The sequence below is a fragment of the uncultured Veillonella sp. genome, assembly GCF_915069625.1.
Classification (GTDB): domain Bacteria; phylum Bacillota; class Negativicutes; order Veillonellales; family Veillonellaceae; genus Veillonella.
This window is the reverse complement of sequence record NZ_CAJZFD010000025.1, coordinates 1-16,451: the sequence shown is the minus strand read 5'-3', so window position 1 is coordinate 16,451 and position 16,451 is coordinate 1. Positions and strand designations below refer to the sequence as shown.

Sequence of the window (16,451 nt, the reverse complement as noted above, 5' to 3'; positions counted from 1 at the left end):
CTGTAAAAACAGGCTTTTTCAGTATTATATAAATGTATTAAAATTCATCATTCAACACTATGTATGAATTTCATCATTTATTCATCTTAAACATTGGTTGTAAACGCTCAATGACGGTCATCGATTCCTTGTGTTCTCGAGCAATAGCTTCTTTCATAAGTTCCTCTTGAGCAGAAATTGGATGTTCTCTATCATTAATTTTACGATACGAGCCATCTGCTCTCATAATATGAGCTTTTAAGGTATCTTCTAAATATAAATCTAAAATACCTTTAACGCGCTCCTTATGACGTTTATCTTCAATAGGAATCATAAGTTCTACACGTTCATTTAGATTCCGTGGCATCCAGTCTGCACTAGATAGGAATAGACTTTCATTTCCCCCATTACGGAAATAAAATAAACGATGATGTTCTAAAAAACGCCCTACGACAGAACGAACCGTTATATTATCACTAACACCTACAATGCCAGGTCGTAGTGTACAGATGCCACGAACGATGAGATCAATGCGAACACCTGCCGCAGAGGCTTCATATAGTTTAGCAATAACTTCTTTATCGAGCAAGGAATTCATTTTGCCAATGATATAAGCCTCTTCTCCCTGTTTTGCGAATTCGATTTCACGGTCAATTAATTCCATTATTTTTTCCCGCAAATTTAAAGGGGCTACAATAAATTTATTCCAAATTGGAGGATCAGAATAACCAGAAATTAAATTAAAGAAACGAGATGCATCGTCACCATATTCGTCATTACATGTGAATATGCCACAGTCCGTATACATTCGTGCTGTCTTGCCATTATAGTTACCTGTAGCTAGGTGAACATAACGTCTAATACCGGCATCTTCCCTGCGAACAACCATGGTAATCTTGGAGTGAGTTTTAAGACCTTTCAAACCATAAATAACATGACATCCAGCCTTTTCTAGGCGGCGTGCCATATGAATATTATTTTCTTCATCAAACCGTGCTTTAACCTCCATAAGTACGGTTACTTGCTTGCCATTATCGGCCGCTTTTATAAGTGAAGCTATAATAGGCGAATCGCCACTGACGCGATATAAAGTTTGTTTAATAGCCAATACATCTGGATCTGTAGCTGCTTGTGCTATAAATTGTTCTACCACCGCAAAAGACTCAAAGGGATGGTGAACAAATAAGTCTTGCTTTCCAATAACAGAGAATAGACTTTCCCCTTCATGATCTACTAATTCACTAGGAAGTTTAGGTTCAAATGGAGCATAACGAAGATGATCTAGACCTGGATAGTTACAGAAATCAAAATACATACGACAATCAAGATGACCATCTATACGATATACATCCTTTGGCTCTAATTCAACACTGGTGAGTACAAAGTCTAACAGATTATCCTTTACATCACCACAAACCTCTAATCGTACCGCATCACCACGACGTCGACGACGCAAAGATGCTTCTACCTCAGAAAGCAAATCTGTTGCTTCTTCTTCATCAATTTCTAAATCCGCATCACGAGTTATACGGAACACCATAAAATCTTCTATACCATAACCTTGGAAGAATTGAATAGCATAATATGTAATCACATCCTCCAAATATACAAAGCGATGTTCCTTATTGCTACGGCTAGGTATTTCAATGATACGATTTAGTACAGACGGAATTGGTAAGATTGCGATTTTATAATCTTTTGTACCATCTGGCAATACTTGAAAAATACGTACAATAGCATTAATAGTATGGTTTGTTAAAAATGGAAATGGATGTCCAGAGTCAACGGCTAGAGGAGTTACAACCGGGTAGATATGTTCTTCAAAATAGTGCCGTAACCAAGCCTTTGATTTTACATCTAACTGATCTGGATAGGTAAAATAAAATCCATGAGATTCTAATTCACACAATACATTCTTTAAATATGTACTTTGCATGGATACGAGGCGCTGTACAGACTCATCAATAGCCTTTAACTGTGCCTTAGCATCCATATGAGCCGCATCGTACTTAACAATACCATTGACCACTTGATGACGTAACCCAGCCACACGAATCATAAAGAACTCATCTAAATTAGAGCTAGCAATAGCAATAAATCGAAGTCGTTCTAATAAAGGAGTATTAGTATCAATAGACTCTAATAAAACACGCTGATTAAACTTTAACCAAGATAATTCACGGTTAAAATAATACTTTGCATTACTGAACATGACGATCCCCTCCCCTTACTAGTACGATTTCCATACCAAATACCTCTGTAAAGTATTCCGAATCACGGTCAAAGGTCCACCATTCTAATGAAATATCCTCATTAGTACGACAGAATACATAAAGTACATTATCTCGTTCTTCTAATGTTACTTCAGAGATTTTTTGGTTACTACCTGCATCGAGTGCACAAGCAACCCGAATGATGGCTACCAGCTTAGTAACTTGAATTTTTTGTAATTCTGTTAAAGCATTAAAATACGCATCATCATCATTGGGAGTTCCCTTGTAGTGGTAATATACAACATTAGCAACTACTTGTTTTTCTTCTTCTGAAAGTCCAAATATATCGGTTCCCATTACAATGTGATACGCATGCTCTCCATGATTTCGTAAATTAACGAACTTGCCTACAGAACAAAGAATGGCTGCAATACGACATAGATAGCCCCACCGTTCTGGTAATCCTTTATGTCGTAATGCTTTACAGAATAAGGAGCTAAATCGCTCTACCTCGGCATCATGAATTCGGTCTGTATGATATCTTGCAGCAACTGCACGAGCTAACTGTGCATTCTGTTCGCGCAATTGATACATAAATGGATTATTCTCCGTTTCCACACCGTAGAACCAACTAATGCCTTGAGAGAATGAAAAGCTACTGAAAATTAATGATTTAGGCTCTATGGCCGTAATGATTTCATTAAATAAAATCATGGTAGGCATTAAAATATTTGCCTTGTATTCAGGTAATTTATAACGATTCATCAACTTGGTAGCTGTCACACCGTCAAAAGAATTGATAAGCCCTTTAAATCGTTCTGGCTCAATAGTAATAATGTCTTCTTTATTATTTTCTTGTCCCATTAAATGAGTCATATATTGCGCCTCATCACCAGATAAGACGATACTATTAATATTGAAAGTTTGTAATTCTTCACGAAGGGGGCCAATCATACGATGTAAGTATTCTGTAATAGCCCTTGGGAATGATATGGAAGATCGTTGATTTCGATTAAATGACTCCATAACCCGTAAGGACCCACTATGCATATTGCGTTGGAACAATAAATTCTCACCACGCCAAACCGTTAAGCCTACCCCACCAGATGTAATATCCAAGAATAATGTTGCCTTAGTAGGATCTGTCAGTTTATATTGATGCGTCATCTTGTAATATAACAAAGCATATTTGTAATATACCTCTTTCGGCATATCGATGACCTCAACGCGCATCCCCGTTTGAATATAGATTTGATCTAGAATACTACGACGATTAGCGGCTTCGCGTATTACGGTCGTACCATATAGTTTAGAACGACTCACGCCATAATCTGCCATTAATTGCTTATAACCTTTTAAAATATGACAGATTTCTTCAATTGTTTTAAAGCTCAAGCGAGATGTTTGAAATAATTCTTCCCCAAAGGTTACCTCCCGCGCCGCATAATCGATAACACGTACATCGTCTATGCCTTTATATTCTAATATGGTAATACTCATGCTACTAGATCCCACATGTAGTACTGCATATCGTAATGTTTTTGGTAATGCCATTATGCCTCCTTACGAGATTCATGCCATTCTATTTCTAAGGATTTCTTGAATTCTTTTTTGAATGATTTTGAAAGTTTTTCTACAGCCGTTCTAGTGACACTCACATCGCGTCCTTCTAAATAGAACACTTTTATGACTACACTAGTGTATTTAATATTTACCTCTAACTGTTTGATAAATTGTTCATGGCTTTCATCAAGAGCCTCTGCAATCGCTAAAATAATAGAAAGCTTTTGACCCAATACGTGTTGTTCTTGATCTAACAATTTACCATATAAGAAATTCTTATATTCCTTTGGCGTCAACCCATGAGAATTCATGACTAAGAATGCACTAAACGCCTGTTCAACATGAGAAATCCCATATAAATTACTATTGACGAGCATATAGCAGCCATGACGAGCATGACTATAATAATTAACTCGTTTACCTATATCATGCAACAACCCCGCTGCAATCAAACATCGTCTAAAATTCTTATCTGCCTTATGGAGTGGTTCTAATGCATCATATAAAGTAGTGGCTAATTTTGTAATATACTTGGCATGCACGAGCTCATGCTTTGTCATACCTAATAGTACATTCTCTGCAGAATGAACTAGAATATCATCGATAATAGAATTTCCGCCTAAATAGTGCTCACCGTAATAATCGTAGAATAAACCTTCACGCAAACCACAGCCACCTACAACAAGGGTTTTAGCATTTACATAGTTAAATAGCTCATCCACGATGGTAAGTCCTGCAATAATAATATCTGCACGTTCCGATGATAAGCCACTAATTTTTTTACGGGCCTCTAAGGATTTACCTTTTACATCTTCTAAGATTTCATGAAATCTATGATATGGTAACTCATAGTTATGTAGTTTTGTAATTGGATATGATAGCTTACGTTGATCTATTTTCGCGATATTACGAGCTGTACCGCCAATACCTAATAGAGGAAGTTTCACATTATGAAGCCATGAATGTTCCTTAATGGTTTTCTTTACGGCCTTCGTCATTTTTTCTAGTTCTTTAGGGGTATACTCATCTCCCTTTTGATAGGTTCCAGTTAAGGTAAGTGCCCCTATAGGTAGACTGACAGCTTTCACAATATGTCTATTTTTTACTAGCGTTACCTCCGTACTAGCACCGCCGAGGTCAAAGATAATAAAATCTTTAAGACCAATCGTATTGATAACCCCAAGGAATCCAAGGCGAGCCTCTTCTTCTCCAGCAATACATTCTAAATCTAGACCTGTTCGTTCTTTTACGGCTTTAATAAAAGTATCCCCATTTTTAGCTAGACGTACTGCAGCCGTAGCAACAGCTTTTATGGTATCTACCTCCATAGCGTCAGCCATATGAACAAAGCCTTTTAGAGCACGCAGAGAGCGCTCCATTGCCTCTTTTGTTAACTCATGAGTGCCCCACATATTTTCACTTAAGCGGACACTCTCTTTTTCTTGATATATGAGACGATAACTACCGGTCTTAGAAATCTCATAGATAACAAAACGAACGGAGTTGGATCCTAAATCTATAAATGCAATACGTTTCATGCTACTAACCTCGACTTACTATAGTTCAGTATGAATATACTTTAGTATACCATAGAAAAACGCGATTCTCACCGCTAAGGGAGAATCGCGTTTTATAATTGATGATTCTGAATAGATATCCTAAGAATTAGAACAATGTCATTAGACGTTTACAATATTTTATTTACCAGCATTTATGTTGACTAACATCAAAATTATTCAATACCAAATACACGTTTACCATTATTATAGGTAATCTCACAAAACTCATCTACATTCATACCTTTAAGGCCAGCAATTTCCTCTGCTACAAACTGAGTCTTGCTTGGGTCATTGCGACGGCCTCTAAATGGTGGTGGTGTCAAATATGGGGAATCTGTTTCAATAAGAATTCGATCTAACGGTACTTGTTTAGCTACTTCTTTAAGGTTTGTAGACTTAGGGAATACTACAGGGCCCGCAAAGGATATGTAGAAACCTAATTTAATAGCTTCTTTTGCCATTTCCCAGCTACCAGAGTAGCAGTGGAAAATGCCCCAATTATCCTTACCTTCATTGCGCAAGATATTCATAATATCCCCATGTGCATCGCGGTCATGAATGATAATTGGTAAATCTACTTCACGAGCAAGCTCTAATTGACGAATGAATACGCGTTTTTGTGTTTCACGGTCAGAAAAATCGTAGTAATAATCTAAGCCAATTTCACCGATTGCACGTACTTTATCATTATTAAGGGCTTGATCTTTATAGAACTCATAGTCTTCTTCTGTAAAATCTTTAGACTCATGAGGATGTGTACCTACAGCGGCATATAAACAATCATACTGTTCCGCCAAAGCTAGTCCTGATTCAACAGTACCTCGGTCGACCCCTGGAATCATAATATATTCTACGCCTGCATCAAAGCAAGCTTGTAACATCTCATTACGGTCGTTGTCAAAACGACCGTCATTTACATGAGCATGCGAATCAAAGAGTTTCATTATTTAACCACACTTCCTGCTGGTAAAGATTCGATATTGGTTACTTCTAAATGTTCTTCCCAATCAGATGCAGATAGAATCATGCCATAAGACTCAATGCCCATCATCTTCTTAGGAGCCAAGTTAGCCAAGTAAATTACCTTTTTACCAACCATAGCTTCTGGTTCATAATATTGAGAGATACCGCTTAATACTGTGCGTTCTTCAATACCGATATCCAATACGAATTTCAATAATTTCTTGGACTTAGGAACCTTTTCACAGCTTACAACTTTTGCTACACGAAGATCTAATTTTTCAAAATCATCGTACGTAATATTTTCTTTTAATGGTGGAATATTAGATGTGTCTACAGCTTCTTCAATCTTCTCTTCCACAACAACTTCTACCATTTCAGGAATTTCAAAACGTGGATAAATAGGATCACCTTTTACAACCTTTGTACCTGTTGGAATTAAGCCCCAAACTTTTGCATCCTCAAGAGTAGCATCTGTAAATCCTGCAAGTCCTAATTGGTCCCAGATTTTTGGAGCACCTACAGGGATAACAGGACTTACTAAGATTGCAATGATACGCAATGCTTCTGCCAAGTGATACATAGCAGATTGCAAGCGTGCTTTGTCATGAGCATCTTCAGATTTAGCCAATACCCAAGGCATTGTTTCATCAATATATTTATTCATGCGACCAATAAAGGACCATACAGTTTTGATTGCTTTATTAAGTTCCATATTTTCCATGGCTGCTTCAAACTCTTTTGCAGTTTGAACAGCTAATGTAGATACATCACGGTCCAAATCATCCATATCATTGCATTTTGTAATCACACCACCATGGTATTTTTCAATCATAGCAATGGTACGGTTCAACAAGTTACCCAAATCATTGGATAAATCGGCATTAATTTTTGTCACAAAGTTAGGCAATGTAAAGTTACCATCATTACCGAGCGTAATTTCACTTAATAAATAGTAACGTAAGGAATCTGCCCCATATGTATCGATTAATGGAATAGGATCGATAACATTACCTAAGGATTTACTCATTTTAGTGCCGTCAACGATCATCCAGCCGTGGCCAAATACCTTTTTAGGTAATGGCAACTCAAGACTCATGAGCATCATAGGCCAAATAATTGTATGGAAACGTACAATCTCCTTACCTACTAAGTGAAGATCTGCTGGCCAGTATTTTTTATATAATTCACCATCACCATCAAATGGAGAGAGCGCACTAATATAGTTTACTAATGCATCGAACCAAACATATACGACATGTTTAGGATCAAATGGTACCTTGATACCCCAGTCAAAGGATGTACGAGATACAGCTAAATCTTCAAGGCCTTGTTTTACGAATTGGATCATTTCGTTACGACGAGATTCAGGTTGAATAAAATCAGGGTTTTCTTCGATAAATTTCAACCATTGATCTGTATATTTACCGAGTTTGAAGAAATAACTTTCCTCTTTAACGCGCTCTACGGGGCGACCACAATCTGGACATGTATGATTTTCACCTAGCTTTTGCTCAGTCCAGAATGTTTCACAAGGTGTACAATACCAACCTTCATACTCAGCCTTGTAAATATCGCCTTTTTCATACGCTTTAGTGAAAAGCTCTTGTACTACCTTCTCATGGCGTTCATCAGTAGTACGAATGAAGTCATCGTTGGAAATATGCATTTTTTCCCACAATGCTTTAAAGCCGTTTACGATATTTGTAGTATATTCAAGAGGTGTAATACCTTGTGCTTCTGCAGCGCGTTGAATTTTTTGACCGTGTTCATCAGAACCAGTTAAGAAACGCACATCATAGCCAGCTAAGCGTTTAAAGCGCGCAATTGTATCGGCTACAGATGTACAATAGGTATGACCAATGTGCAACTTAGCACTTGGATAATAAATTGGTGTCGTAATATAATACGTTTTTTTTGTGTCTCCCATGATGAGTCTCCTTCTAACCTTCGAATGGGAAGGTTTAACGTTCTACAATATTATATACATCCCGGCGGGAAACGTTAAAACGTTTTGCCACCTGGCGAATTGCTTCTTTCTTAGGTATCCCTGTATCTACAAGGGCTTGTACAGCATCTACATACGATACTGGTTCACCCGAAACTTCACTAGTATCGGACTCAATCGTATCAGCGCCACCTACGATGAGAACAAATTCCCCTTTATAGGTGAGCTGATCCAAATCATTTACAAGGTTTTCCAAATCGGTGCGCACAAAGGTTTCAAACTTCTTCGTCAATTCCCTTGCCACCGTTATGGATCGATTCCCAAAGGCTTCATACATATCTTGTAAGACCTCTTGCAATCGGTGGGGTGCTTCATAAAACATCAAGGTCCCCGTTACTTGTGAAAGTCGTTGTAATTCTTCAACTCGATGTTTACCCCGCTTCGGTAAGAAACCTGCAAAAGTAAAGGATTTAGTATCTAAGCCAGATGCAATGAGTGCGGTCAGTGCCGCATTAGCACCAGGCAATGGTACTACCGTTATGTCTTTTTCAATAACCTTCGTTACTAGGTCAGCCCCTGGATCAGATATAGCAGGCATACCCGCATCACTAACGCAAGCAATGGACTGGCCTTCTAATAAAAGCTCCATAATATAAGTACCCTTTTCTTCCTTATTATGTTCATGATACGAAATCAAAGGCTTCTTAATATCAAAATGTTTTAATAATATACCCGTATGACGCGTATCTTCAGCAGCGATAGCATCTACTTCGCCTAAGATACGAACTGCGCGATACGTCATATCTTCTAAATTACCAATCGGTGTAGGCACTAAGTATAAGGTGCCCCATTCGTTATCGTTCATACCAAGAGGCCACCTCCTTTGTGTACACATTTGGTTTCTCATAAACGATGAGTGGTGGTTCTAATACAAGGCCAGTCTGTCCTTGATAGAGAGCCTCTATTAGCACAAGTTTTGCCGGCTTATCTACCATACCGTGGATAAACCGAATGCGCTTAGCTTGAAAGTTGGCTGCTTCCAGTTCATGTAGCACATATTGTAAGCGACTAGCACTATAAATCATCCACAAGCGCCCTTTGTACTTAATAAAAGATTGTACAGCCTTCAAAACATCTTCTAATGAGGTATGTTCATCATAAAGTGCCAAGGCCCGTTCTTCAGATGTAGGCTTTGCACCGCTTTCACAGTCATAAAAAGGGGGATTTACAATAACGCCGTCAAAGGGCTTATCTTGGATATCTCGATACGACATATGACGATAATCGCCACATAATATCGTTACCTTATCTTGTTTATGATTGTATTCCACACTACGTTGAGCCAACTCAATGATAGTCTTATTTATATCAATGCCCGTTATATGGCCCGCTCCTAATGACGTACCAATGAGTGGCATAACACCCGTTCCCGTGCCTAGATCAACATAGGTATGACGACCGTTAAAATGGCAAAAGTGAATGAGCGCAATAGCGTCAAAGGAAAAGCGAAACATATCAGTACGCTGATAAAGCTGTAAGCCATCTATAATTAAATCATCAAGTCGTTCTTGATCATTCATCAGGCAATGCCACCTCGGACCATTTCAAATCAATGGTGCGACCTGCTTCAAGCTGTACCTTTACAGTATGCTTGTGATGATTTACCTTCAAGACCTTACCAATGCCTTCATCGGTCACGACCTCCTTACCAATACCTGGAGGAGCCACATCTTGAGGGGCTTGGGGGCGTTCCTTCTTCACATATAGATCGCCACCTTTTTTATACAAATCATCTTCGTAATTGAGGCAGCACATCAAACGACCACAAACACCAGAAATCTTTGTAGGGTTTAGGCTCAAGTTTTGATCCTTAGCCATACGAATCGAAACAGGTGTAAAATCACCTAAAAAATTAGAACAGCATAAAGGTCTACCACAAGCGCCGATACCATTTAAAACCTTAGCCTCATCGCGGACACCGACTTGACGCAACTCGATGCGCGTTCTAAATACTGTTGCTAAATCCTTAACAAGCTCACGGAAGTCAATACGACCATCAGCGGTAAAGAAAAATATAATCTTATTCATATCAAATGTGTATTCCACATTGATAAGTTTCATAGGTAACTTACGTTTTTCGATTTTTTCGAGACAAATATCAAAGGCTTTTTCTTCGCGCTCTTTATTCTTCTCAATTTGTTTTAAGTCCTTTGGTGTCGCCTTTCTAATAACTGGCTTAACAGGAGCTACAACAGTATCTTCAAAGACCTCTTTTGGTCCGATCACAACTGTACCGTATTCAACGCCACGTGCCGTTTCAACGATAACCCCATCACCAACGGATAGTTCTAATTGTTCAGGCAGAAAATAATAAATCTTCCCAGCCTTTTTAAAGCGTACGCCAACTATGGTTAGCATTTAATCCTCCTCCCGAGCATCATGAAGGGCGATACTAAGACCGTCCACCACGAGAGCGGTTTTTATATGTAAACGCAAAGCCCGTTCCGCTTGCAATGTTTCAGTAATGACCTGAGACAATGCTTGCATAGACCAGCGCGGTAATAATCGTAATAATTGAGTTTTGTACATAGGTACTTGTAATTGTCCGTCTTGAGCCCCCATTTTAAGAGCCATCATATCTCTACTTACAAGACGTAACCAATGCATCAATTCTGTTAGACTTTCACGAGGTAAACTTTCACAAGCTAGAGAAATCATAGAAAACCATCTTGTTTCAAAGGCGAGCATGTCCATTACCTTAACAGCTAACTCTAGCATCTCAATGCGACCTTGAGTGGCTAGTTTCTCCACTAACTGTGGATTGCCGTGACCAGCTAATAGAGCTTGTTCTATATCACCGGTAACCCCTCGTGCTACGAGAGCCTTCCGAATCGTATCTACATCAACACTATTAAAGCCAACGCCCATACATCTAGAAATGATAGTTGGTAACACAGTGTTAATCTTGTTCGTAATTATGATGAAATACACCTGTTCAGGCGGTTCTTCAATGGTTTTTAACATAGCATTTGCCATGACTGCGTTAGCCGTGTGAAAGTCCTCCACAATAACTACACGGTTACCATTTCCGGCCACAGACAGATGGTCTTGTAATAAGGAATACCACTGTTCCACCTTTAGTGTCGTCTTCATAGGACGAATCCAAAAGGCATCGCCCTTATCCATATAGATAGGCAAACCTTCTGCTTCAATACGTTTTTCAGTCTCACCATTAGCAAGACGTGCTTCTTTAACGTCAGCTAAATACGATTCTCCCTTGGGTTGAGAGAATACTTGACGTCCTAATAATAAGGATGCCAAACCGATTGCCATATCTAGCTTGCCAAGACCTGCTTCACCATAAAACAAAAGGCTATGTGGCAATGCATTGCGACTTACAAGTTCCGATAGGTGTGCCTTGATCGAATCTTGACCAATTATAGAATCAAAATATGTCATAGCCCCTCCTATCAATACATGCTCAATATTAATATTATATAAGAAAAAGGCGACTTTTAAAAGAGTCGCCCTATCTTAAGGCAGTAGATTTACTACTGCTTGATATACATCGTTATGAATTTCTTCAATGGTACGCAATGCATATTGACTAGAATCATCTTTTGTGGCACAAGGAATTCGGTGCCATTGATAGCGTTCTACTAGCTCTTCATAAGCATCATGAACAGCTACTAAATATTGATGATTTCCTTCGTGAATATCTCCTGTATTACCACCCGTTTTACCAGTGCGCTCAGCCATTAAGGCTTCACTCACTTCGAGCGGCATATCTAGTAAACATACCGCATCAGGTATAGGCAAACCAAATTTTTGGAACTCAAAATCTTCAAGCCAATCTAAAAAAATAGTACGCTCTTTAGGATCGTCGTATTTTACCATTTGATGCACCATATTAGACGTCGTATAACGATCTGCAATGATGATGCCCCCATTTTTATAGAACTCTTCCCAATCAGTTCTAAAGGATGCAAAGCGATCTATGGCATACATAGAGCTTGCCACATAAGGGTTTACATCATGTACATCTTTGCCAAATTCACCGGCTAAATACATTTTGATAGGCATAGCAGCGCCGCTATCATAGTTTGGGAAGCTTACAGATTTTACTGCATGCCCTTCCTTGGTTAAGCGTTCTACTAATAGTTTAGTTTGCGTAGCTTTACCACTACCATCTCCGCCTTCTAATATGATTAAAGTCCCCATAATTACTCCTGTAACACCCAGATCTTTTCTAATGTCATATCATCGGCTCCATTCGGTACATACCCTAGAGCCTTCCGATTCTCTATATATTGTAACACAGAGGAGCTAATCTCTTCACCTACCGCCACACAAGGAATCCCTGGTGGATAATAAGCAATAGTCTCTCCTGCAATACGATGCAGTGCATCTCGTAAAGGCACTTGCACACGATTAGCATACATAGCATTGCGAGGAGTTACACGCACAATAGGTTTTGGTAGCAATGAAGAATCTTTACTAAGATTTTCTGCATTCTCCACCACGTTACTATTAGCTACTTTAGATGTATGTAATATCGTATCACTTATAGCTTGTACTGCTAGAATGAGAGACGTTACAGACTCTTTTGTATCGCCAATAGTAATGAGCACTAACACATGGTGCGCTTGCACTAACTCTACCTCAATACAATGATCTCGTAACATCCGTTCAAACTCAATACCTGTCAGTCCAAGTGCTTTAGCATCAATTAGTACTTTTGTACAATCATAGTTTACTACTCGTTCTTGAATGTCTATATATTCCATAGTAGTAATACCTGAAATCTTATTGAGCTCATTACGCAAATATAGGCTCAATTCTACGGTTCGACTTATTAGCGCCTCACCTTCAGTGGCTAATTGATGACGCGCCATATCTAAAGAGGCAAGGAATATGTAATTGGGACTAGTGCTTTGTAGCATTTGATGCATTTGCGTAATGCGACGCTGATTGATTTTATCCCCTTGGCCTAATAACCAAGAGGTTTGCGTCAAAGAGCCTACCGATTTATGCGTGCTTTGTGCCACTAAGTCTGCACCTGCCGCAATGGCTTCAACAGGTAAATTTTCTGAAAATGGTAAATGAGGTCCGTGCGCTTCATCAACAAGAACAACCATCCCTCGTTTATGCGCTTCTTTTACGATCTTTACAATATCTATACCTACACCATAATAGTTTGGATACACTAAGAGAATCGCCTTAGCCTCTGGATGAGCATCCATGGTTTTAATAGCATCCCCCTCTGATACACCTAAAGGGATCCCCCACCGATCATCAAATTGGCAATCCATATAAACAGGCTTCGCACCAGATAACACTAATCCACTAATAACGGAACGATGTGCTTCTCGAGGAATAATAATCGTTTCATCAGGACCTACAGTGCCCATAATCATCGCTTCAATCAAAGCAGTAGTACCATTAATGGAGAACCAACAATGATCAGCACCATATAACCGTGCTGTTAAGTCCTGAGCCTCTTTTAATTCCCCTTCAGGTTCATGTAAATCATCTAAGGCATACATAACACCTAAGTCATAGGGTAGTGCCGGTCCCATCCAGTCTTTTAGTAGTTGAGGTGCTTCTACACCAATCTTATGGCCTGGTGTATGAAAAGGGACAAAATGTTGTTTTTTATATGATTCTAAGGCCTCTACAAAAGGCATTCTTTCTTGATTACTCATATTTACCTCGTAAAAAAGGCATGAATCTCAATGAGACTCATGCCCTTATGCATGTTATTTATCGTTGCGGACGACGCTTAGGATTGAACTGATTCATCCCTTTATCGATGCCCACCTCTAAAGTACCTAATACAGCTTTCACAGTATTCTTGATACCCTTTTGTACTTTCTCTTGTGATTCTTCACTAAATGGTGCTAACACATGATCAATGACAGTCCATTGTGGTAATGGACGGCCAATGCCTACGCGGAAACGCGGAAAGTTTTCTGTGCCTATATGGGAAATCAAGGATTTAATCCCATTATGCCCACCAGAACTACCATTTGGTCGAATACGTAATTTGCCTACCGGTAAATCCATATCATCATAAATGCAATACACATCAGATGGGTCAATCTTATAATACCGCATCAAGGGACCGACAGACTCACCACTGGCATTCATAAATGTTTGTGGCTTTACAAGCAATACCTTCTCACCATCTACAGTAATACTGCACACCTCTGCACGTTGTTCCTCTTTCCAAGGCGTGTGAGGTACGCTATCGGCAATGGCATCGATAACCATAAATCCAATATTATGTTTTGTCGCTTCATATTGCTTGCCTGGGTTACCAAGGCCTACTACTAATTTCAAGAATCACCTATTATTTATCAAATAAATTACTTACTGAAACTTCATGAAAGATACGCATAATTGCTTCGCCCAATAATGGAGCTACAGATAATTGAGTTACATTGTCTAATTTGCAATTTTCTGGTAATGGCATTGTGTTTGTTACGATAAGCTCTTTAATGTTAGAGTTTGCAATACGTTCACTTGCTGGATCTGTTAATACAGCATGGGTAACAGCAGCCATAACAGATTTTGCACCAAATTCTTCTAATGCTTTAGCGCCTTCTACAAGGGAACCTGCTGTATCTACAATATCGTCAACGATGATGCAGTTTTTACCTTTTACATCGCCAATAAGGTTCATAACTTTAGCTACGCCTGGTTCAGGACGTTTTTTCTCGATAATTGCGATCGGCGCACCGATGCGGTCAGCCAAATCACGAGCACGAGTTACACCGCCAAGGTCTGGAGATACAACAATCACATCTTCAAGATTTTTTTCATTAATGTATTTAGCTAAAATGGATGCACCATATAAATGATCTACTGGCACATCAAAGAAGCCTTGGATTTGACCTGCATGCAAGTCAATTGTTACAAGACGTGTAATACCAGAAGTTTGCATCAAGTTTGCTACTAATTTTGCAGTAATTGGTTCACGACCACGAGTCTTGCGGTCTTGGCGAGCATAGCCATAGTAAGGTACTACAGCAGTAATATGGCGTGCAGAAGCGCGTTTCAACGCATCAGCCATAACCATTAATTCCATCAAATTGTCGTTTACAGGATAGCTAGTTGGTTGAATGATAAATACATCTTTGCCACGTACGCTTTCATCAATCATAATTTGTACTTCGCCATTATTAAAGCGACCTACAAATGCTTCACCTAAAGGCAAACCTAAATAATCACAAATTTCCTTTGCCAACTCTGGATTTGCGTTACCTGTGAAAATCTTAAGTTTTTTGCCGTCTTCAAATGCCATTTTGATACCCTTTCATTTCTCCGTAATCTTAGTTAGTTACTCAATGTATATGTAACGAAATATTACAGATATACAACCTTATTGCCTTATTATTGTATACTATTTTTCCTATCTTGTGTGAAAAATTTTTGATAAATTCTTATTTCTTTTTGAAAGTATCATCTGTAACCCAATTTTCTTTCACAATTTGCTTACTGCGACCTACAGCTAATGCCTTATCAGGAACATTTTTTGTAATCGTAGAACCTGCACCTACATAGCTATAATTACCAATTGTAACAGGTGCTACCAAATTGCTGTTACAGCCTACAAATGCACCGTCTCCGATAGTTGTACGATGCTTGATTTTTCCGTCATAATTTACCGTAATTGTACCGCAACCGATATTGACACCAGAACCTACATCACTATCGCCAATATAGGATAGATGAGGGAATTTGGTGCCTTCCCCAACATTGGAATTTTTAACCTCAACAAAATTACCAATATGAACCTTGTTGCCAATAACCGTATTAGGACGCAAATGAACATATGGACCAATATCTACGCCATCTTTTACTTCGCAGTCATGACCATAGGTAAAATGAATTACTGTATTATTGCCAACAGTTACATTCGTCAATCGTGTATGAGGTCCAATTTCACAATTTTCACCAATAACCGTATTGCCTTCTAAAACGGTACCAGGATGTAGAATTGTATCAGCCCCCACAGTAACCTCTGGTGCTACATAGGTATTATCAGGGTCAATAATCGTTACACCAGCAGTCATTAATTCTACATTTTTACGATGTTTTAAAATGGATTCTGCTTCAGCCAATTGCAAACGAGAATTTACGCCTAATGATTCTTCAAAGTTTTCAGTCATATAAGCGCTTACCTTATCGCCACCATTTACAAGAATACCAACTACATCTGTAATA

14 protein-coding genes are annotated in these 16,451 nt (G+C 38.8%); all 14 read right to left on the bottom strand.

Annotation, left to right across the window (positions count from 1 at the left end):
- Positions 1–73 precede the first annotated feature (73 nt).
- Complete coding sequence (gene ppk1 / locus QZ548_RS02440; protein ID WP_295867980.1) at positions 74–2,191, bottom strand: polyphosphate kinase 1; 2,118 nt, start codon at positions 2,189–2,191, stop codon at positions 74–76.
- A complete protein-coding gene (locus QZ548_RS02435) occupies positions 2,181–3,746 on the bottom strand; it encodes a Ppx/GppA phosphatase family protein (RefSeq protein ID WP_295867977.1) in 1,566 nt (521 codons plus the stop codon). The genes ppk1 and QZ548_RS02435 overlap by 11 nt, the downstream gene beginning before the upstream one ends.
- A complete protein-coding gene (ppx, locus tag QZ548_RS02430; RefSeq protein ID WP_295867975.1) occupies positions 3,746–5,293 on the bottom strand; it encodes an exopolyphosphatase in 1,548 nt (515 codons plus the stop codon). Before ppx ends, QZ548_RS02435 begins: the two co-directional genes overlap by 1 nt.
- Positions 5,294–5,487: 194 nt before the next feature.
- The gene (locus QZ548_RS02425; RefSeq protein WP_295867972.1) at positions 5,488–6,258 is read right to left on the bottom strand and encodes a TatD family hydrolase; all 771 of its coding nucleotides are present in this window, start codon (positions 6,256–6,258) and stop codon (positions 5,488–5,490) included.
- Positions 6,258–8,204 carry a methionine--tRNA ligase gene (gene metG, locus QZ548_RS02420; protein ID WP_295867969.1) on the bottom strand — a complete coding sequence of 649 codons (1,947 nt, stop codon included), beginning with the start codon at positions 8,202–8,204 and terminating at the stop codon, positions 6,258–6,260. Before metG ends, QZ548_RS02425 begins: the two co-directional genes overlap by 1 nt.
- A gap of 34 nt (positions 8,205–8,238) precedes the next feature.
- A complete protein-coding gene (gene rsmI / locus QZ548_RS02415; RefSeq protein ID WP_295867964.1) occupies positions 8,239–9,087 on the bottom strand; it encodes a 16S rRNA (cytidine(1402)-2'-O)-methyltransferase in 849 nt (282 codons plus the stop codon).
- Positions 9,077–9,802, bottom strand: a complete 726-nt coding sequence (locus QZ548_RS02410) for a tRNA1(Val) (adenine(37)-N6)-methyltransferase (RefSeq protein WP_295867962.1) — start codon at positions 9,800–9,802, stop codon at positions 9,077–9,079. Before QZ548_RS02410 ends, rsmI begins: the two co-directional genes overlap by 11 nt.
- A complete protein-coding gene (locus tag QZ548_RS02405) occupies positions 9,795–10,640 on the bottom strand; it encodes a stage 0 sporulation family protein (RefSeq protein ID WP_024064291.1) in 846 nt (281 codons plus the stop codon). Before QZ548_RS02405 ends, QZ548_RS02410 begins: the two co-directional genes overlap by 8 nt.
- On the bottom strand, positions 10,641–11,681 hold the full coding sequence (locus QZ548_RS02400) for a DNA polymerase III subunit delta' (RefSeq protein ID WP_295867959.1): 1,041 nt from the start codon (positions 11,679–11,681) through the stop codon (positions 10,641–10,643).
- A 75-nt stretch (positions 11,682–11,756) separates the two neighbouring features.
- Complete coding sequence (locus QZ548_RS02395; protein ID WP_295867957.1) at positions 11,757–12,443, bottom strand: thymidylate kinase; 687 nt, start codon at positions 12,441–12,443, stop codon at positions 11,757–11,759.
- A 2-nt stretch (positions 12,444–12,445) separates the two neighbouring features.
- Positions 12,446–13,927, bottom strand: a complete 1,482-nt coding sequence (locus QZ548_RS02390) for an aminotransferase class I/II-fold pyridoxal phosphate-dependent enzyme (RefSeq protein ID WP_295867955.1) — start codon at positions 13,925–13,927, stop codon at positions 12,446–12,448.
- Between the two features lie 58 nt (positions 13,928–13,985).
- Positions 13,986–14,564, bottom strand: coding sequence for an aminoacyl-tRNA hydrolase (pth, locus tag QZ548_RS02385; RefSeq protein WP_119206863.1), 579 nt, complete (start codon positions 14,562–14,564; stop codon positions 13,986–13,988).
- 10 nt (positions 14,565–14,574) lie between these two features.
- Positions 14,575–15,528, bottom strand: coding sequence for a ribose-phosphate pyrophosphokinase (locus QZ548_RS02380; RefSeq protein WP_295867952.1), 954 nt, complete (start codon positions 15,526–15,528; stop codon positions 14,575–14,577).
- A 139-nt stretch (positions 15,529–15,667) separates the two neighbouring features.
- Positions 15,668–16,451 (bottom strand): bifunctional N-acetylglucosamine-1-phosphate uridyltransferase/glucosamine-1-phosphate acetyltransferase (locus QZ548_RS02375; protein WP_295867950.1); only part of this gene is annotated, 784 nt, incomplete at its 5' end.

Excerpts from the sequence above, each read along its gene's own strand:
- ppk1 (WP_295867980.1), bottom strand. The coding sequence starts at position 2,191 with ATGTTCAGTAATGCAAAGTATTATTTTAACCGTGAATTATCTTGGTTA.
- QZ548_RS02435 (WP_295867977.1), bottom strand. The coding sequence starts at position 3,746 with ATGGCATTACCAAAAACATTACGATATGCAGTACTACATGTGGGATCT.
- ppx (WP_295867975.1), bottom strand. The coding sequence starts at position 5,293 with ATGAAACGTATTGCATTTATAGATTTAGGATCCAACTCCGTTCGTTTT.
- QZ548_RS02425 (WP_295867972.1), bottom strand. The coding sequence starts at position 6,258 with ATGAAACTCTTTGATTCGCATGCTCATGTAAATGACGGTCGTTTTGAC.
- metG (WP_295867969.1), bottom strand. The coding sequence starts at position 8,204 with ATGGGAGACACAAAAAAAACGTATTATATTACGACACCAATTTATTAT.
- rsmI (WP_295867964.1), bottom strand. The coding sequence starts at position 9,087 with ATGAACGATAACGAATGGGGCACCTTATACTTAGTGCCTACACCGATT.
- QZ548_RS02410 (WP_295867962.1), bottom strand. The coding sequence starts at position 9,802 with ATGAATGATCAAGAACGACTTGATGATTTAATTATAGATGGCTTACAG.
- QZ548_RS02405 (WP_024064291.1), bottom strand. The coding sequence starts at position 10,640 with ATGCTAACCATAGTTGGCGTACGCTTTAAAAAGGCTGGGAAGATTTAT.
- QZ548_RS02400 (WP_295867959.1), bottom strand. The coding sequence starts at position 11,681 with ATGACATATTTTGATTCTATAATTGGTCAAGATTCGATCAAGGCACAC.
- QZ548_RS02395 (WP_295867957.1), bottom strand. The coding sequence starts at position 12,443 with ATGGGGACTTTAATCATATTAGAAGGCGGAGATGGTAGTGGTAAAGCT.
- QZ548_RS02390 (WP_295867955.1), bottom strand. The coding sequence starts at position 13,927 with ATGAGTAATCAAGAAAGAATGCCTTTTGTAGAGGCCTTAGAATCATAT.
- QZ548_RS02380 (WP_295867952.1), bottom strand. The coding sequence starts at position 15,528 with ATGGCATTTGAAGACGGCAAAAAACTTAAGATTTTCACAGGTAACGCA.